Raw genomic sequence first — 16,695 nt, 5'->3', positions numbered from 1 at the left:
AGGTATCATTACTCTAAGCCGAACGGCTTAAACACAAATAGGCTCTTGCCTTTCTTATACCCAAGCAATACCATTTAAGTAAGTTTCTTTAGAGTAAATTTTTTGATTATGAGCAAGCAAATAGTTTTTCTTTTTTTATGCCTCGCTAGCAGCCTTTTATGTGTTCAGTCGCTGGCCCAAGAACCCAATGATAGTGAAGGTGAAATTCGTTATATTTCTGATGATTTATTTACTTATTTACATTCAGGTCCTGGAAGAAATTTCCGAATTTTAGGCACGGTTGTAGCTGGTACTCGCGTGACTTTACTACAAGAGGATACTGAGAAAAATTTTGTCGAAATAATTGACAATAAACAACGCACTGGCTGGGTTGACGCAGATTTTATTAATGTCAATAAAAGTGATAGAACACTGTTGCCTAATCTAAAAAAGCAAGTAGAAGAGACTAAAAATACAATCTTCCAACAGAGGGAGATTAATGATTTACTTAACCAACAAATAGCGTCTCTTACTTCGCAAAATACAAACTTAAAAAAGAAACTGAATGGTGCTGAAAAAGCACATAAAGAAGTAACTCAAACTCTTGCCGAATTCGACCAAACTGCAGAAATGAAATGGTTCACTCGCGGAGGTGTTGTTGCAATCGTTAGTTTGCTCTTGGGAATTATTCTTACATATTTGCCTAAAAAAAGGCGCAAAAACGATAATTGGATGTAGCAAAAAATCACCTGAAAACATTTCAACCAACCTGCATATTTAACCAAGAATTTGGGTAAAAAGGTGGCTAAACTTTCGTGAAAGATGTGATTATTTATTTAATGATTAGCCACATCTTTCATTTACATAATCTAATTAAGCTCAGTCATGATTGATTGGTCTTTCAACTCAGATCTTAACAAATTATTTAATTAGAAAAAGTACCTGTTCATTATTCATACAGCATCTAATTCATGAGTTAGACAGTTTTCTCCCTCCAGACAACAATATAGGTTTTGATACTACTAGCCCTACTCTCAAAACCTCTGCATAATAGGCAAATGGCAACGAATTGGAGACAAATATTATGAAATGGGTAGTGACAGTTTTGTTCACACTATTTTGTCTGCTCCAATATCGTTTATGGTTTGGTAAAAATAGCGTGCCTGACTTTATGATTATGAAAAAAGAAGTAGCGCTACAGATTACCCATAATACGAACTTAAGGCAGCGCAATGGTTTATTAAAAGCCGACATCCATGATTTGAAGATGGGTTTGGAAGCGGCTGAAGAAAGAGCAAGAAATGAACTAGGCCTAATAAAACAAGGCGAAACATTTTATCGTATTTTGCCTTCCCAAGATTAATATTAATGCCATTACGTTCTCAATATTCTGTTGTTGTACCTGCTGCCGGTATTGGTAAACGGATGAAAACAGATTGCCCTAAACAATATCTGCATATCGCCGGCAAAACGATTATTGAACATACCCTCATAAATTTACTTAAACACAAGCAAATTCAACGTGTCATTGTAGTACTGAATCCTACCGATGTATTATTTGCTCAATTACCCATTGCTAGTCATCCATGTATTGAGGTGGTTGAGGGTGGTCAAGAACGCTGTGATTCGGTGTTAGCGGGGCTGAATCATCTACCTGATGATGAAGAGTGGGTATTAGTTCATGATGCAGCACGCCCTTGTTTTACCGCATCAGATTTAACTGCTCTTTTAAAATTAGCAGAACATGGCAGCATAGGTGGTATATTGGCTACACCGGTTCGAGATACTATGAAGCGGGCTGTTAATGTAAAAGTGAACGGACAAAATATCGTTAAAAAAACAGAATCTAGAGAACATTTGTGGCACGCATTAACACCACAGTTTTTCAAACTGGTTACGTTAAAAAAAGCGCTGAATACGGCAATCCAACAAAAGACAAACATCACTGATGAAGCATCTACCATCGAACTGTTGGGCGAAAAAGTATTGTTAGTAGAGGGATGTGCCTCAAATATCAAAATCACTCAACCTGAAGATTTGTTGTTAGCTGAGTTTTACTTGACTCAAAAACAGGCTCAGTAATTAAAGGAGATTTGACTGAAGTATGAGTATTAGAATTGGCCATGGCTATGACGTACACAAATTTGGCGACACAGGCCCCATTGTCATTGCAGGCGTGAAAATTGAACACGATAAGGGATTTATTGCCCACTCTGATGGTGATGTGGTACTACATGCATTATGTGACGCATTATTAGGCGCTTTAGCCTTAGGCGATATTGGTAAACATTTTCCAGATACTGACCCAAGATTAGCAGGAGTAGACAGCCGCAAATTACTTCGCCACGTATACAAGCTCATCACAGATAAGCAATATCAACTTGGTAATTTGGATCTTACTATTGTTGCCCAGGCTCCGAAGATGGCCCCACATATTGAGTTAATGCGCGAAAATATTGCTGAAGACTTGAACGCCAATATCAGTCAAATCAACGTTAAAGCCACCACTACTGAAAGATTAGGTTTTACGGGTCGTAAAGAAGGTATTGCCGCTTACGCTGTGGTTCTGCTGACTCAACAATCAAATAATATCTAATGAAAATAGATCATTGGTCACACCAATACCCAAAGTTGAATATTTTGGGGCAATTAAAATCATCTGCTGAAGACTTCCAAGTCACTGAAATATTAGGTTATGAGCCTATTGGCGAGGGTGAACATATCTACTTGTGGGTTCGTAAAACTGGTTTAAATACTGCTTATTTAGCAGAGCAAATTGCTAAGTTTACTCGATTACCATTAAGAGCTGTGACTTATGCTGGTCGCAAAGACAAACATGCACAAACCGAACAATGGTTTAGTGTGCACCTACCTGGTAAAGGTGAGTTTGATTGGACTCAATTCAATGAGCCAGGTGCTGAAGTACTCAAATCAATACGACACAATAAAAAACTAAGAACTGGGGTGTTAAAAGGTAATCGATTTAATATCATACTTAGACAACTCAGCTCAAAATTTGGGATTGACGAACGACTGCAACAGATAATACAAAGCGGTGTACCAAACTACTATGGATCCCAGCGATTTGGAAACACTCTGTATGATCCCCGCGGCGGTAACTTAGTGTTAGCTGACAAGATGATCAACGGTGAAACTATCCGTAATAGAAACAAACGTTCAATGGCAATATCAGCTCTTCGTTCATGGTTATTTAATGAAATGTTGCACAGCAGATTGCGAAATGGTTATCTCAACAAACCGCTGCCTGGTGACGTGATGCAACTGGCAGGAAGCAATAGCTTCTTTTGTGCACAGCAAATAGACAATAGTATTATTGAACGCATACAACAACGCGACATATACTTGTCAACTCCGTTGTGGGGTAAGGGTAACCTAGCAAGCGAATCTGATGCGTTACAGTTTGAGCAAGATTTAGCACAGCAGCATCTTACAATCGCCCAAACACTTGAAAATTTAGGCCTAAATCAAGAAAGAAGGGCTATTAACTTATTTCCAAATGATCTTGAATGGTCTTGGAAAAATGATGCATTAAATTTAATTTTTTCACTTCCATCTGGCACCTTTGCTACATCAGTATTACGGGAATTGCTAGATGTTCAAAATAACAACTTAGCCAAGGCTTAAAACCCTAGAGCATAAAAATAGGCATGACATGAGATTAACATCACGTAAGGGTGAAAGCCTTGCTCAACTTTTACATAAGGAAGGGATTAGCAATACCAAGGTGCTGAACGCTATAGCCAAAACGCCTAGAGAGATTTTTTTGCCTGATGCCCTAAAACACAAAGCTTATCAAAATACAGCCTTACCTATTGGTCAGGGTCAAACCATATCCCAACCCTACATAGTAGCTCGTATGACAGAGTTATTATTAGAGTCTGACAACCAAGCCCAAACAGTGTTGGAAATAGGTACAGGGTCGGGTTACCAAACAGCAATACTGGCGCAACTCTTCGCTAATGTTTATTCAGTTGAAAGAATCAAAACGCTGCAATTTCAAGCCAAACGACGTATGAACCAACTGGACTTACATAATGTAAAAATGAAGCATGGTGATGGCTGGTTTGGCTGGAGCAGTAAAGGTCCATACGATGCCATAATAGTCACGGCCGCTGCCAGTTCAATGCCAGAGACGTTATATCAGCAGCTGAATGATGTTGGCCGTTTAATTATTCCTGTTGGAGAAGAAAATCAGCAGTTACATTGTATTATAAGACGCGAAGATGAATTTGTATCAGAAATTATCGAAGCCGTTAGGTTTGTGCCTTTAGTAGCCGGAGATATTATTTGAAAACATTAAGACCCAAGGGCGGCTATGCAGGCTTGGCACTAAGGGGAATGTTGATGGGAGCAGCGGATGCTGTTCCTGGTGTATCTGGCGGCACTATTGCATTTATGACAGGTATTTATGAAGAACTAATATTTTCCCTTAAACAATGTGGTGTCAGTGCTTTAAGAATGCTGTTTAAAGATGGTATAAAAGCCACTTGGCAACATGTCAACGGTGGATTTTTACTGGCACTGTTCAGTGGCATTATCATCAGTATTTTAACCTTATCCAGAGTGGTGTTATATCTTCTGGATAATCATCCAATCTTGTTATGGTCATTCTTTTTTGGACTGATATTAGCCGCAGTATGGTCTCTAATAAGACATATCGAAAAATGGACAGTGGGCGTGCTCGCTACTTTCTTAATTGGTGCGGTTAGTGCGTTTCTTATAACGACTATCACCCCAACAACCATAGAAACATCTCCTTTAATTATATTTTTATCTGGCATGATTGCTATCTGTGCCATGATTTTGCCAGGTATCTCTGGAAGTTTTATATTGCTGTTATTGGGTATGTATGCGCCTATGTTAATGGCGGTTAAAGAATTACAATTGGTAACATTGTGTATCTTTGCCAGTGGCTGTGCAACAGGTCTATTGAGTTTCTCGCACGTACTAAGCTGGATGTTTAAGTATTACAAAACAATGACTTTGGCCTTACTAGGTGGGTTTATGCTTGGCTCTTTAAACAAAGTTTGGCCTTGGAAACAAACTATTGAGTCGGTGATTGATCGTCATGGTAAAGAGATACCTCTAGATCAAAACAATATATTGCCACACACGTTTGAAACATTTTACACACAACCCGCCTATATGTGGTATGCCATTATATTAATGCTATTTGGTATGGGAATGGTTGTTGTGCTGGAAAAAATAAGCCAGAGACCAGCTGATAATTAATGATTATCTCGAATCAAAAAATGGCAATATTTAAATATTTGGGGCTTATATTTTACTGTTTTATGGGTGTTGGTTGTTCAAACCGTAATGATCCCGCACCCGTTTCTGAGCTTTATCAAGGTAAAACATTTCGAGATTTTGAGCAGCAGGGCTACTCAGCACAAACATATCAGGTCAAAGCTGGTGACACCTTATATTCTATCGCTTGGTATTCAGGTAAGGATTATAGAGACTTAGCAAGAATAAATAATATTTCAACACCCTACCAGATACAACCTGGGCAACTTTTAACGCTAGTGGAATTATCGAAGTCAATCCGACCAAAGTCAAATAAGAGCAAGACTCTGACCTCAAAAATAATTATAAATCAATCTATTGACCCTTCTAAAAAGCAGGCGTATGGTAAAAGTGTACAAAATACAAACAAAGATCCAATTGGATCTGCTACCGGTCAATTTCCTGATCGAGTCAAGAGTTGGCATTGGCCTACAGTTGAAAATGTTTCACGCGGTTTTTCGGCCAAAGAACAAGGTAACAAGGGCTTAGATTTTTCAGGGAAACTTGGGCTACCAATTTTGGCGGCTGCCGATGGAAAAATAGTATACACGGGTGATGCATTACGTGGGTTTGGAAAATTAGTCATTATCAAGCATACCGATGCTTATTTAACGGCCTATGCACATAATGATAATATGTCAGTGAAAGAACAGCAGTGGGTAACGGCAGGCCAGAAAATTGCCACTATGGGTAGTAGTGGAACCGACAAGGTTAAGCTTCATTTTGAAGTAAGGTACAAAGGAAAATCCGTTAATCCTTTGCGCTACCTACCCATAAGAAAATAATAATAAACAATAAATAATAAAAATTTACAGGAGAAGTTGAAGAAACACTACCGTTAAGGAGTTATGATTATGAGTCAAGAAAATACAGTTGTAGTGGAAGTTAATGCTTTTAGCGATATTGAAGATGCTGTAGAGCGAGAACTTGCCAAAGCCGAAAAAAAAACTGAAGAACAGCTGGAAGATATTCTAGCCAATAAACAAGATAAACCCAAAAACCTTGATGCAACACAATTGTATTTAGGCGAAATTGGGTTCTCCCCCTTATTATCTGCAGAAGAAGAAGTTTATTTTTCACGTCGCGCCCTAAAAGGTGATGAAGCATCAAGAAAACGAATGATCGTGAGTAATCTGCGTTTAGTAGTCAAAATAGCCAGACGTTACAATAATCGCGGTTTAGCATTACTTGACTTGATTGAAGAAGGGAATTTAGGCCTTATTCGAGCCGTAGAGAAATTTGATCCTGAGCGAGGCTTCAGATTCTCCACTTATGCCACTTGGTGGATTAGACAAACCATTGAGCGGGCGATCATGAACCAAACCCGAACAATACGATTACCCATTCACATAGTAAAAGAATTAAATGTCTACCTGCGTGCAGCTAGAGAGCTTTCCCAAAAGCTCGATCATGAACCTACTGCAGAAGAAATTGCTGAGTCGCTAGACAAGCCTGTTCAGGACGTCACCAAGATGTTGCGTTTGAACGAAAAAATCACCTCTGTTGATACTCCTATTGGTGGTGAAAACGACAAGGTTTTGCTGGATGTAATTGCAGATGACAAAGGCCATGGCCCTGAGGAAGATATACAAGACTCAGACATTAAACTGAATATTGTAAAGTGGCTAGAAGACCTAAGCCCTAAACAGCGAGAAGTGTTAGCAAGGCGCTTTGGGTTGTTAGGTTACGAACCATCAACCCTTGAAGATGTAGGGGTAGAAATTGGCCTAACCCGAGAAAGGGTCCGTCAGATTCAGGTTGAAGCCTTGCGGCGTTTAAGAGATATGCTGGGTCACAAAGGTTTAGACTTAGAAGCTTTATTTAATAAGCTTAATTAAATAAGACTATATGCAGGCACCAAATTCAAAAAGCCCCATTTGAGGCTTTTTGAATGATAAAGTGATTTTTTAAATATTTATAATACAGCAATAGCCGCTGCATAATCTGGCTTGCTGGTGGTCATAGCTAACTGTTCAGTCTGGATATTGGGCTAATTCAATGGCTACAGATGATCACGAATTAGTGCATAGAACGGTATTAGTTCAGGGCACACTAACTGCAACAATTACTTTATTGTTTACCTTCATTTTAGAAAATCAGCGTCTAAATTTGGTGAAAGTTGCTTATCTTTGATGTTTATAGCGCCCATTATCTCCACTTTGTATTCTAGAGCTTCACAAAATGTTGCTATTTTTATGACCTTTAAAAATGTGCTGGATAATTCGGCAAAATATCTAAGTAACAATCTTATCCCAGGCAGTTTATTTGCGCCCCTGTTGCCCATTGCAATCCAGTCAAGCATAGTGATCAGTGTTAACTGGCTTAACCAAACACCTCACTTATGGTTAACCGTTGCACCTAGCATTTTAATTACTGCTATTTATGGTTACGTGTATACCTTCACCTTAATGTCAAAACCTAAGCAGCCTGTTTTACAAGAGTAATAAAACGGTAGGCATAAGGATTTAGTGGCTCTGCCCGATGAGCTTCATTATCTGATTCTTGCCAATCATATTTGGCAGCATAATCAGGAAAAAATGTATCACCATCGACGTTCAAATCAATGTGAGTTAAGTAAAGTCGATGACAAAATGCCAAGAAGTGCTTATAAATGGTACCCCCGCCTATTATCATCACTTCTGGGTTCTCTATTTTCTGTTTACTACAATAGTCTGATGCAATATCTATCGCCTGTTCACAGCCGTGGACGACAGTTGCATCTGCTAGCTTAAAATTAATATCAGAACTGACCACTATGTTTAGCCTCCCAGGTAAAGCTTTACCAATAGAAGCATAGGTTTTGCGACCCATAATAATAGGTTTGCCGAGGGTGATTTTTTTAAAGTGTTTTAGGTCTGCAGGTAAGTGCCAAGGCATAGCATTATCCGCACCAATGACTCGGTCATTGGCCATCGCAGCAATCATTGATATCTTCATTTTTTGAATATTTATTTTGATAATTAAGAGTTTTATATTACACAACTTAACTTACAGTTGACATGATCAACCTAGGATAATATTGATAATATTGATAATATATAAAATGCAGACATTTGTGCAATGTAAAGTATTAAACATAACGTTCGCTGTATAAGTTATGAAATTTGCTAACCTGAATAGACTATCAAAATACGTTTAATAGCTTAGGACTTATCTTGCCATTACTGAATTTATTTTGTGGGGATATAATCAATCACCTAAAATTTATCTTGCACAGCCTTATTAAGGTTCGCTTTGTTAAAGCATCACGTGTCGTAGTTTATACTTTAAAGCAAGTTATTTAGTTTCAAAGCTTTAACTACACCACCCCCTGAATATGATAGACAATACCCTTTGCAATATAAATGATAATAAGTCTGTGTGGACCATGTGCTAAGTAGACAATGAAACAGAGCCCCTGAAGCGAAAATTGCAGGTACCCTACGGGTCTACTTTTTGTCGTTGCAGTCGTCAAATTATCGGGTGTTGCAGAAGATTATTTATCGCAGATGGATAAGCTGATTTTAATGAGAAAGGATAGCAGCGGTCAGATCATATAGGTGTTAAGTCTACTGCTCACAATCTGACTTCGAAACTCTATTTCACTTATTGGCAATAATGTGTCCGTTATTGGTTGTGACAAAATACAAAAGAAAAATTTCTTACATATTAGTGAGAAAGCAGCGCACTAAATGCCTACAATTTTTTTGAAGAAGTAAAGTCTCAAGAATAATTTGCCGACTTTTTTTATAGAACATCATTATTTCAATCTTACAGACGAAGCGACAAGTTGGTTTCGTAATCTATACAAGTCAGCTGACAACAAGCCAGAAAACTCAATAATCATGGCTATGAATTTGTGCAGGACAAGCGTATTTATAAGGCAAAATTATCACCTAATGCTCAAAACTTACTATCAAGAACGTTGAGTTTGATTTCTTCATCACTGTAGCAGATGAAACACCGCGACAGGCTCGATGTGCGTCATACGTATTTAAGGAATGACGCGTTCATTGATTATCTTTTGGTATAAACCACTTCTACGCCAGAGTCATCATCATCATCATCGAAGTCGTCATCATCATAAGCACCTTCGATGGTATCTTTGTGATAAGTATCCCATTTGAAACCTGATTCTTCATCTTTAATTTCAGGTTCAACTTCTGATGGCAGTGCCTCAATGAAGTCCATAGATTTCATACACAATGAATGGGTACCAATTTTCTGGAATGCTGAAATTTGGAAATACTCACCTTGCCATTCAAGTGCATCTGCAATCTGCTTACACAACTCATCAGCTTCATCTTCGAGCATCAAATCGATTTTATTAAATACTAACCAACGTGGTTTAACAGCCAATTTCGGGCTGTACTTTTCAAGTTCTGCGACAATGGCTTTAGCATTTTCTACAGGATTTGAACCATCTGCTGGCATTAAGTCCACCAAATGTAATAACACACGACAGCGCTCTAAATGTTTTAGAAATTGAATACCAAGACCTGCACCTTCAGCTGCACCCTCAATCAATCCAGGAATATCAGCGATAACAAAACTTCGCATTGAATCTAAACGCACCACACCTAGATTTGGCACCAACGTAGTAAAAGGATAATCTGCTACCTTAGGTTTAGCTGCCGAAACACTGCGGATAAAAGTAGACTTACCCGCGTTAGGCATACCAAGTAAACCAACATCAGCAAGCAACATAAGTTCTAATCTTAAATTTCTGACCTCACCCGGTGTACCGTCAGATTTTTGTCGTGGCGCGCGATTAGTACTGGTTTTAAAGCGAGCATTACCTAAGCCATGAAAGCCACCTTGAGCCACTTTCATGCGCTGTGTATGCTTTGTTAAATCTCCTAATACTTCACCCGTATCACTGTCAGTTGCACGAGTTCCAACGGGTACTTTGACTTCTAGATCAACACCGCCTCTGCCAGTACAGTTTGCACTTTGGCCTTTTTTACCATGCTCAGCACGATGGAATCGTTCAAAACGGTAATCTATCAAAGTATTTAAGTTTTCATCTGCAACTAAATAGACGCTACCGCCATCACCGCCATCACCGCCGTCAGGACCACCATCAGGGACATATTTTTCGCGGCGAAAACCTACTACGCCATTACCGCCATTACCTGCATCAACACGGATATCAGCTTCATCTACAAATTTCATTACTTAACGACACCTTGAATGTTACTCAATTGAGTCCAGTATAGTCTGTTGAACCTTAAAATGGATTCACTTTTTACCAGTTCAACAAAAAGCCCCGCATAAAGCGGGGCTTTTTAAAAATCTATGTGCTATTGCTAATTAAGCAACGATGCTCACAAATTTACGATTTTTTGGACCTTTTACTTCAAACTGAACTTTACCATCTGATAAAGCGAATAAAGTATGATCTTTACCGATCCCCATGTTGTTACCAGCGTGGAACTTAGTACCACGTTGACGAACAATAATGTTGCCGGCTAAAACTGACTCACCACCGTAACGCTTAACACCTAGGCGTTTGCTTTCCGAATCACGGCCGTTGTTAGTACTACCACCAGCTTTTTTATGTGCCATTTGTATATACTCCTATTAAGCGCTGATACCAGTGATTTTCACTTCCGTGAACCACTGACGATGACCCATTTGGGTACGTGAATGTTTACGACGACGGAACTTTACGATTTTAACTTTATCGCCACGCCCATGCGTTACAACTTCTGCTGTAACTTTGCTACCACTTACAAAAGGAGTACCAATTTTAATATCGTCACCATTACTTACCATTAAAATGTCATCAAATTCGATTGACTCACCTGGAGCCACTTCGATTTTTTCTAGGCGAAGGGTCTGACCTTCAGCCACACGGTGTTGTTTGCCACCACTTTGGAAAACCGCGTACATAATTAAACTCCGCACTGTGTCTCTTGACACTTATATTCAAAAACAGGCGGCGAAGTGTACGTGAACAGATAACACCTATCAAGCACATTTCTGAATTAATTTGGTTAAATATCAAACGCATTAAACTCGTTAAAAGTTTTTCACACAATTAGACTAAAGTGCTACTAGATACCCCGAAAAATTACTGTAAAATCCATCATCTAATCTGCAGCTAACAACTGAACTTCATTCTAAAATGGGTACAAACGCCAGTATGAAATTAGAAACAATTAATCAACTCGCTCATAAAGATATGCTGGCGGTAAATGCGCTCATTCAAAAGCAAGTCGATTCAGAAGTATCGTTGATTAACCAATTAGGCTTTTATATTGTCAATAGTGGTGGCAAACGTCTAAGACCACTTTTGACTATACTCGCCGCAAGAGCCTTGGACATTCAAACGGAGCAGCATCATACCTTGGCCGCTATTATCGAGTTTATTCACACTGCCACACTGCTTCACGATGACGTAGTCGACGAATCAACCATGCGCAGGGGAAAAGAAACGGCAAACGCCGTGTTTGGAAATCAAGCCAGCGTATTAGTGGGTGACTTTCTTTATACCCGCTCATTTCAAATGATGGTAAGTTTAAAACAAATGCGGGTGATGGAGATTTTATCTGATGCGACCAATGTTATTGCAGAAGGTGAAGTGCTGCAATTAATGAACTGTAACGATCCCGACATCAGCGAAAAAAACTATATGCAGGTTATTTATAGTAAGACAGCTCGTTTATTTGAAGCTGCGACATTACTAGCAGCCGTCCTTACTGACCAAGATAGTAAAATTGAAAAGGCGATGCAGGACTACGGTAAATATCTTGGTACGGCTTTTCAGTTGGTAGATGACATACTGGATTATGCTGCAGACAGTGAAGATTTAGGAAAAAATGTAGGCGATGATTTAGCAGAAGGAAAACCCACTTTACCATTGCTTTATGCCATGTGGCATGGCAATAAAAGCCAAAGCATCATGATTAAAGAGGCCATAGAGACCGGCGATGGCATGGATAAGTTTTCGCTAATAATACAAGCGATGCAGCAAACCGGCGCATTAGAGCACACTAAGCAACTAGCCTTAGATGCTGTCGACAAATCCATAGCAGCGCTTACGCCTTTACCTGAATCCCCTTACAAACAAGCCCTAATAGCATTGGCCCATATTTCGGTGGAGAGAGCAGCATAATTGACTAAAATATGAAATCTGCAGACCATCAATACAAAGTATTTGAAACCCTTAATGAGCTTATTAAATTTATCTACAAATAAACGACCCTGCTTTGCGGGCGCAGTCCTTGCTATTTCTTGCTGTATTGAACAGTCTTGCAACATAACCTTCAATATCAACGGTACCGCTCGATTTTTTGCCACAACTGAACAAACACTTCTTGTACTGTATCCTCAGCCATATCTTTTCACCTGCCATTCGATAACATAACCCATACACTTGCCCAATCTATACTTGATACAACAGGCTGTATGCTTGTTTATCTTGGCTTTACACAGCTTTTTTTAAGTTCCACTCACTTTTTGTGGCAAGCTTATGTTAAGCATGAACAACGTTTCCTAGGATAGTCAATCTAACGTCTTAATCTTATTGTGTTAAAAGGTTAGTCGCAGATAAGATCTTTAAAGCTTAAAACACTAAAAATAATTAAAATGAGCGAAAATAATATTGGAAATCATTGGTTTATATTCAGGAAAATTATCTGTCATTGGTGAAAAACTCAGCCAAACCGGTATCTACAAACAATCAGTAGAGCAAGTTTCAGTGAATGAAATGGGCATAGTAGGCGATGTTCAGGCTGATAAACGTTTCCATGGGGGCTCTGAAAAAGCATTACATCAGTATGCATTAAGCAGCTACGAAAAAATCATCAAGCGTTACCCTCTTTTACATAAAACAGCGAAACCAGGAACGATAGGCGAAAATATATCTGCTACAGATATGAACGAGCACAATGTATGTATTGGTGATATCTACCAAGTAGGTAACGCCATAATACAAGTTAGCTCCCCGCGTATCCCTTGTTGGAAAATTGATGCTAAGTTTAAACAACCTAATGTAAACCAGTTCATTAGTCTGCATAGGCTTAACGGTTGGTATTACCGTGTATTACAGCCAGGAAATATTTCACTAACAGATGTATTCTTTTTACAACAAAGACCTAATACAAAAATCACTGTTGATAATATGCTTAGGGTTATTGATGGTGAAACTGAACCGCGGCTGGTAGAGCTTGCGACTAATGCCACTGGCCTTGATCCTGAATGGAAAAAACAACTACAAAATAAATATCCTTTAGTGTAGATAGTGAGTCAATATCGAGCAAAGCTTATGAGGCAAAACAACAATTTGCGCTTATTCTGCTGTCGTCTAAAAAAACGATGTAGGTCTTATGTTTAATGATAAAACCTTTGGTGAAAGACTTGAGGCGTCAGGGCCATTTGACTCTATGTGAACCCAAAAGGCGCAGCTCAACCATTTAGAGCAAGTGGATGATGGGCTATTTAGTTTGATAAAAGAAGCCTATGAACAAGCGACATATCAATTTTCAGGACAAACAACAGGCATAAAAAAACACCGCTAACTTAGCAGTGTTTTTAGATACTCAAATCAATTAGCGATTAGGCTTCTTGAATTATTACCAATTTGATAGTGGCAGTAACGTCTGAGTGAATTTGCAAATCGATTTCAAATTCGCCAGTTTCACGTAAAGTACCAACAGGTAATTTAACTTCAGATTTAGTCACTTCAACACCAGCAGCAGTAATTGCAGCGGCTATGTCGCGTGTACCGACTGAACCAAACAATTTACCCTCATCACCAGCAGGAGAAGCAATAGTCACTTCACCTAACGCAACGATTTTATCTGCACGGGACTGCGCTGCAGCATGTTGTTCAGCAATTTTTGCTTCCAATTCAGTACGGCGAGCTTCAAATTTTTCAACATTAGCTTTAGTAGCCGGAACTGCTTTACCTTGCGGAAACAAGAAGTTGCGCCCATAACCTGATTTTACAGTGACTTTGTCACCCAAGCCGCCTAGGTTAGCGATCTTGTCTAATAGTATTATTTCCATCTTTGCTACCTATGATTACTTGTGAGAATCAGTATATGGAAGCAACGCTAAGAAGCGCGCACGCTTAATTGCAGTTGACAACTGACGCTGATATTTCGCGCTAGTTCCAGTGATACGGCTAGGTACAATTTTACCACTTTCTGTGATGTAGTTTTTCAACATAGCGATATCTTTGAAATCTATCGCAGGAGCATCAGCAGCAGAAAAACGACAGAACTTACGACGTCTAAAAAAACGAGCCATTATTTATCCCCTTCTTCTACAGGAGCTTCAGCAGCAGTTTCTTCAACAGCAGCAGCAGCGGGCTTTTCAAAAGGTTTTTCATCACGCTTTTCACGACGTTCTTCTTTAGCCATAGGGGACTGTTCAGTAACAGCATCTTTGGTACGCATAACCAGGTTACGCAGAACAACATCATTAAAACGGAAAGCAGTTTCTAGCTCTTCAACAGCTTCAGCAGTTGCTTCGGCGTTTACTAAGACATAATGTGCTTTATGAAGTTTATCAATTGGGTAAGCCAATTGACGACGGCCCCAATCTTCTAGGCGGTGGATAATGCCACCTTCTTGGGTAAGAATTCCAGTATAACGCTCGATCATACCTGGAACTTGTTCACTCTGGTCAGGGTGAACCATAAATACGATTTCATAATGACGCATGTATGTTGCTCCTCACGGTTGTAGCCTCGATAGCACAGTCAAGCTATATAGAGACAAGGAACTAAAAGTAGTGACTGTTTTAAGCGGCGTGAAGTGTATATAAACTGGACGTTAACCACAAGGTTTATTTGGCTCTGCAGCCGTAAATAGAATGTTTTCGGGGATTTAGTGTGAACAGGGTGATTTCCGTGAAACTTATGTCGCTAAGAGATTATTGACTTGAATCTCTGCGAGTCGACATTTGGCAAGTACCAGCCTCTCAGAAAACCAGTCACCGCCGGCCCGTGCATATAACTTTATAATGGTAAAGCCAAAAGCAACTTATGCAATATACTAAATATTGAACTCTTGGCCGTTAAGACTATTTAAATTTCAGATGTTGAGTATATCAAAAACGCATTTTTCTACTTAATATCTGAATGTTAAAATAGGACGCCATTCCGGGGAATGGTTAAGTTAAGGTGATTTAATTTCATTCACAAGTACTTCTATTTGTAGCGAAGTTGTAACTATTAAAAGTGTTTGGCAACTTTTAATAGTTACAGGTTAAATACAAATAAAACATTTATTATTATCTGCCAGATACCTTCTCCTCACTCTCCCATAATCGCCAGACCATCCCAAGGCCATAGGAGTATGTGCTTTTGTCTATAAAAAGTGGGCTATCTTCATTTGCTGAACCTGAATGAAGTGATGCACGGGCAAAGGTAAAAATTCGAATGTCTTCGGTGGCATTAAATGACAGACCAACAGATAAGTCTGTGCCCAAATAACCACTACCAGCATCGTAGGCTGAACGCTGTTCGGTAACAAATGCGCTATCAACTTGATAAAAATAATCGTGCAATTTTTCACTTGCCCAAGTGGGTGACAAGCTAACAGATAAGGCGGTCTTTTCACTTAGCCATCCTCGCTGGCGATAACTTAGTACCGGTTGAAACACATAACCTCGTTTATGGATGCTCGAAAAATCAGTTGAAAATACAGCGCGAGCTTGCAAGTTTAAGAGCAGTTCTGCTTTGCCATGCTGTTCAAATTCAAATTTTGATAACTTTAATTTAAGCTGCGGTCCCAGCTCAAAAATAAAGTCTAAATCAGGCATGCCTACCCTCGCCTCGTTACCCTCTGAATTAGCGTTAAAAGAACCTGCCAACGATAAGTCGAGTTCATACCAACTTTTATCTATTGCCACTGCCCGGGCAATTGAACCATCACCTATACGTATGGTTTCACCGCGGTAAATAAAATAGGGAGCTGCAATAACATTACTCTGACTTTGTCCTGCGCCAGGGTATTCAGGCGAACTAAAAACCGCAGCCAATACACCCGCTTCCCACACAGGTCGCATATCATCTTCTAGGGCAACCTCCTGCTGAGCTATGACTTGGATGCTCGCTAAAACGAACAACAATAATACCAAATATTTTACACAGTAAAATTGACCATTTTTTGCAACCAAAATTAATCCTCCAATAAGTAATGACTATAGATAATCGACTGTTTACTCTGTGATGCCAGCAAAAGTTCCAGTACTAATAGTAATACAGAAAGCTATTCACTTAACCTATGTCAAACGAATGCAGTGAAATAACGTATTTATTTTAATTTTTTTATTAAAAAAGCCTTGAGATCATTCCTGCTAACCCCATCTCTGGACGCAGAACGTTGTTCTATTAATAAGAATTCTAAGCAGATGATGCGTCTTCTGCTTAATCACCGCCTTTATGTAAAGGCACATAACATTATTAACATT

General features: G+C 39.2%; 21 protein-coding genes. 12 read left to right on the top strand and 9 right to left on the bottom strand.

Annotated elements, in window-relative coordinates; genetic code table 11:
- The first annotated feature begins 108 nt into the window (after positions 1-108).
- The 10 genes from Q0Y52_RS18870 (at position 109) to Q0Y52_RS18825 (ending at position 7,733) form a co-directional block, all read left to right on the top strand.
- Positions 109-717 carry a TIGR04211 family SH3 domain-containing protein gene (locus Q0Y52_RS18870; RefSeq protein WP_297824075.1) on the top strand — a complete coding sequence of 203 codons (609 nt, stop codon included), beginning with the start codon at positions 109-111 and terminating at the stop codon, positions 715-717.
- 346 nt (positions 718-1,063) lie between these two features.
- Positions 1,064-1,342 carry a cell division protein FtsB gene (ftsB, locus tag Q0Y52_RS18865; RefSeq protein ID WP_297824074.1) on the top strand — a complete coding sequence of 93 codons (279 nt, stop codon included), beginning with the start codon at positions 1,064-1,066 and terminating at the stop codon, positions 1,340-1,342.
- A gap of 5 nt (positions 1,343-1,347) precedes the next feature.
- Positions 1,348-2,061, top strand: coding sequence for a 2-C-methyl-D-erythritol 4-phosphate cytidylyltransferase (ispD, locus tag Q0Y52_RS18860; protein ID WP_297824073.1), 714 nt, complete (start codon positions 1,348-1,350; stop codon positions 2,059-2,061).
- Between the two features lie 22 nt (positions 2,062-2,083).
- Positions 2,084-2,575, top strand: coding sequence for a 2-C-methyl-D-erythritol 2,4-cyclodiphosphate synthase (gene ispF, locus Q0Y52_RS18855; protein ID WP_297824072.1), 492 nt, complete (start codon positions 2,084-2,086; stop codon positions 2,573-2,575).
- Positions 2,575-3,624 carry a tRNA pseudouridine(13) synthase TruD gene (gene truD, locus Q0Y52_RS18850; RefSeq protein WP_297824071.1) on the top strand — a complete coding sequence of 350 codons (1,050 nt, stop codon included), beginning with the start codon at positions 2,575-2,577 and terminating at the stop codon, positions 3,622-3,624. The genes ispF and truD overlap by 1 nt, the downstream gene beginning before the upstream one ends.
- Before the next feature lie 28 nt (positions 3,625-3,652).
- Positions 3,653-4,291, top strand: a complete 639-nt coding sequence (locus Q0Y52_RS18845) for a protein-L-isoaspartate(D-aspartate) O-methyltransferase (RefSeq protein ID WP_297824070.1) — start codon at positions 3,653-3,655, stop codon at positions 4,289-4,291.
- Positions 4,288-5,232 (top strand): DUF368 domain-containing protein, encoded by a 945-nt coding sequence (locus Q0Y52_RS18840; protein WP_366939317.1) that lies wholly within the window; start codon positions 4,288-4,290, stop codon positions 5,230-5,232. The genes Q0Y52_RS18845 and Q0Y52_RS18840 overlap by 4 nt, the downstream gene beginning before the upstream one ends.
- A 20-nt stretch (positions 5,233-5,252) precedes the next feature.
- Positions 5,253-6,074, top strand: coding sequence for a peptidoglycan DD-metalloendopeptidase family protein (locus Q0Y52_RS18835; protein WP_297824068.1), 822 nt, complete (start codon positions 5,253-5,255; stop codon positions 6,072-6,074).
- A gap of 69 nt (positions 6,075-6,143) precedes the next feature.
- Complete coding sequence (gene rpoS, locus Q0Y52_RS18830) at positions 6,144-7,127, top strand: RNA polymerase sigma factor RpoS (protein WP_297824067.1); 984 nt, start codon at positions 6,144-6,146, stop codon at positions 7,125-7,127.
- A 294-nt stretch (positions 7,128-7,421) separates the two neighbouring features.
- Complete coding sequence (locus tag Q0Y52_RS18825) at positions 7,422-7,733, top strand: hypothetical protein (RefSeq protein WP_297824066.1); 312 nt, start codon at positions 7,422-7,424, stop codon at positions 7,731-7,733.
- On the opposite strand, the gene folA is transcribed toward Q0Y52_RS18825, so the two are convergent.
- The 4 genes from folA to rplU form a co-directional block, all read right to left on the bottom strand.
- A complete protein-coding gene (gene folA / locus Q0Y52_RS18820; protein ID WP_297824097.1) occupies positions 7,708-8,214 on the bottom strand; it encodes a type 3 dihydrofolate reductase in 507 nt (168 codons plus the stop codon). The genes Q0Y52_RS18825 and folA overlap by 26 nt on opposite strands.
- 1,071 nt (positions 8,215-9,285) lie before the next feature.
- Positions 9,286-10,443 (bottom strand): Obg family GTPase CgtA, encoded by a 1,158-nt coding sequence (gene cgtA / locus Q0Y52_RS18815; protein ID WP_297824065.1) that lies wholly within the window; start codon positions 10,441-10,443, stop codon positions 9,286-9,288.
- Positions 10,444-10,581: 138 nt separating this feature from the next.
- A complete protein-coding gene (gene rpmA / locus Q0Y52_RS18810) occupies positions 10,582-10,836 on the bottom strand; it encodes a 50S ribosomal protein L27 (protein WP_007622901.1) in 255 nt (84 codons plus the stop codon).
- 15 nt (positions 10,837-10,851) lie between these two features.
- Positions 10,852-11,163 carry a 50S ribosomal protein L21 gene (rplU, locus tag Q0Y52_RS18805; RefSeq protein ID WP_215927157.1) on the bottom strand — a complete coding sequence of 104 codons (312 nt, stop codon included), beginning with the start codon at positions 11,161-11,163 and terminating at the stop codon, positions 10,852-10,854.
- 253 nt (positions 11,164-11,416) lie between these two features.
- Here rplU and ispB point away from each other — a divergent pair, with 253 nt between their 5' ends.
- Complete coding sequence (ispB, locus tag Q0Y52_RS18800) at positions 11,417-12,388, top strand: octaprenyl diphosphate synthase (RefSeq protein WP_297824063.1); 972 nt, start codon at positions 11,417-11,419, stop codon at positions 12,386-12,388.
- Between the two features lie 157 nt (positions 12,389-12,545).
- Here the strand turns inward: ispB and Q0Y52_RS19675 are convergent, their stop codons facing one another.
- Entirely contained in the window at positions 12,546-12,611 is a 66-nt protein-coding gene (locus Q0Y52_RS19675) for a sigma factor (RefSeq protein WP_366939318.1), read from the bottom strand.
- 266 nt (positions 12,612-12,877) lie between these two features.
- Here Q0Y52_RS19675 and Q0Y52_RS18795 point away from each other — a divergent pair, with 266 nt between their 5' ends.
- Positions 12,878-13,513, top strand: coding sequence for an MOSC domain-containing protein (locus Q0Y52_RS18795; RefSeq protein WP_297824061.1), 636 nt, complete (start codon positions 12,878-12,880; stop codon positions 13,511-13,513).
- 317 nt (positions 13,514-13,830) lie between these two features.
- Here Q0Y52_RS18795 and rplI read toward each other — a convergent pair whose 3' ends face one another.
- The 4 genes from rplI to Q0Y52_RS18775 form a co-directional block, all read right to left on the bottom strand.
- Positions 13,831-14,283, bottom strand: a complete 453-nt coding sequence (gene rplI / locus Q0Y52_RS18790) for a 50S ribosomal protein L9 (protein WP_297824060.1) — start codon at positions 14,281-14,283, stop codon at positions 13,831-13,833.
- A 15-nt stretch (positions 14,284-14,298) separates the two neighbouring features.
- Positions 14,299-14,526, bottom strand: a complete 228-nt coding sequence (gene rpsR / locus Q0Y52_RS18785; RefSeq protein ID WP_007622887.1) for a 30S ribosomal protein S18 — start codon at positions 14,524-14,526, stop codon at positions 14,299-14,301.
- Positions 14,526-14,942 (bottom strand): 30S ribosomal protein S6, encoded by a 417-nt coding sequence (rpsF, locus tag Q0Y52_RS18780; RefSeq protein WP_297824059.1) that lies wholly within the window; start codon positions 14,940-14,942, stop codon positions 14,526-14,528. The genes rpsR and rpsF overlap by 1 nt, the downstream gene beginning before the upstream one ends.
- A gap of 571 nt (positions 14,943-15,513) precedes the next feature.
- A complete protein-coding gene (locus Q0Y52_RS18775; RefSeq protein WP_297824058.1) occupies positions 15,514-16,401 on the bottom strand; it encodes a MipA/OmpV family protein in 888 nt (295 codons plus the stop codon).
- Positions 16,402-16,695: the final 294 nt, after the last annotated feature.

Source organism: uncultured Paraglaciecola sp. (assembly GCF_943787955.1).
Classification (GTDB): Bacteria; Pseudomonadota; Gammaproteobacteria; order Enterobacterales; family Alteromonadaceae; genus Paraglaciecola.
The sequence above is the reverse complement of the archived record's forward strand: the minus strand, read 5'-3'. Positions and strand labels throughout refer to the sequence as shown.

What these genes read in the sequence shown, in the direction of transcription:
- Q0Y52_RS18870 (WP_297824075.1), top strand. Translation starts at nt 109, where the DNA reads ATGAGCAAGCAAATAGTTTTTCTTTTTTTATGCCTCGCTAGCAGCCTT.
- ftsB (WP_297824074.1), top strand. Translation starts at nt 1,064, where the DNA reads ATGAAATGGGTAGTGACAGTTTTGTTCACACTATTTTGTCTGCTCCAA.
- ispD (WP_297824073.1), top strand. Translation starts at nt 1,348, where the DNA reads ATGCCATTACGTTCTCAATATTCTGTTGTTGTACCTGCTGCCGGTATT.
- ispF (WP_297824072.1), top strand. Translation starts at nt 2,084, where the DNA reads ATGAGTATTAGAATTGGCCATGGCTATGACGTACACAAATTTGGCGAC.
- truD (WP_297824071.1), top strand. Translation starts at nt 2,575, where the DNA reads ATGAAAATAGATCATTGGTCACACCAATACCCAAAGTTGAATATTTTG.
- Q0Y52_RS18845 (WP_297824070.1), top strand. Translation starts at nt 3,653, where the DNA reads ATGAGATTAACATCACGTAAGGGTGAAAGCCTTGCTCAACTTTTACAT.
- Q0Y52_RS18835 (WP_297824068.1), top strand. Translation starts at nt 5,253, where the DNA reads ATGGCAATATTTAAATATTTGGGGCTTATATTTTACTGTTTTATGGGT.
- rpoS (WP_297824067.1), top strand. Translation starts at nt 6,144, where the DNA reads ATGAGTCAAGAAAATACAGTTGTAGTGGAAGTTAATGCTTTTAGCGAT.
- Q0Y52_RS18825 (WP_297824066.1), top strand. Translation starts at nt 7,422, where the DNA reads ATGTTTATAGCGCCCATTATCTCCACTTTGTATTCTAGAGCTTCACAA.
- folA (WP_297824097.1), bottom strand. Translation starts at nt 8,214, where the DNA reads ATGATTGCTGCGATGGCCAATGACCGAGTCATTGGTGCGGATAATGCT.
- cgtA (WP_297824065.1), bottom strand. Translation starts at nt 10,443, where the DNA reads ATGAAATTTGTAGATGAAGCTGATATCCGTGTTGATGCAGGTAATGGC.
- rpmA (WP_007622901.1), bottom strand. Translation starts at nt 10,836, where the DNA reads ATGGCACATAAAAAAGCTGGTGGTAGTACTAACAACGGCCGTGATTCG.
- rplU (WP_215927157.1), bottom strand. Translation starts at nt 11,163, where the DNA reads ATGTACGCGGTTTTCCAAAGTGGTGGCAAACAACACCGTGTGGCTGAA.
- ispB (WP_297824063.1), top strand. Translation starts at nt 11,417, where the DNA reads ATGAAATTAGAAACAATTAATCAACTCGCTCATAAAGATATGCTGGCG.
- rplI (WP_297824060.1), bottom strand. Translation starts at nt 14,283, where the DNA reads ATGGAAATAATACTATTAGACAAGATCGCTAACCTAGGCGGCTTGGGT.
- rpsR (WP_007622887.1), bottom strand. Translation starts at nt 14,526, where the DNA reads ATGGCTCGTTTTTTTAGACGTCGTAAGTTCTGTCGTTTTTCTGCTGCT.
- rpsF (WP_297824059.1), bottom strand. Translation starts at nt 14,942, where the DNA reads ATGCGTCATTATGAAATCGTATTTATGGTTCACCCTGACCAGAGTGAA.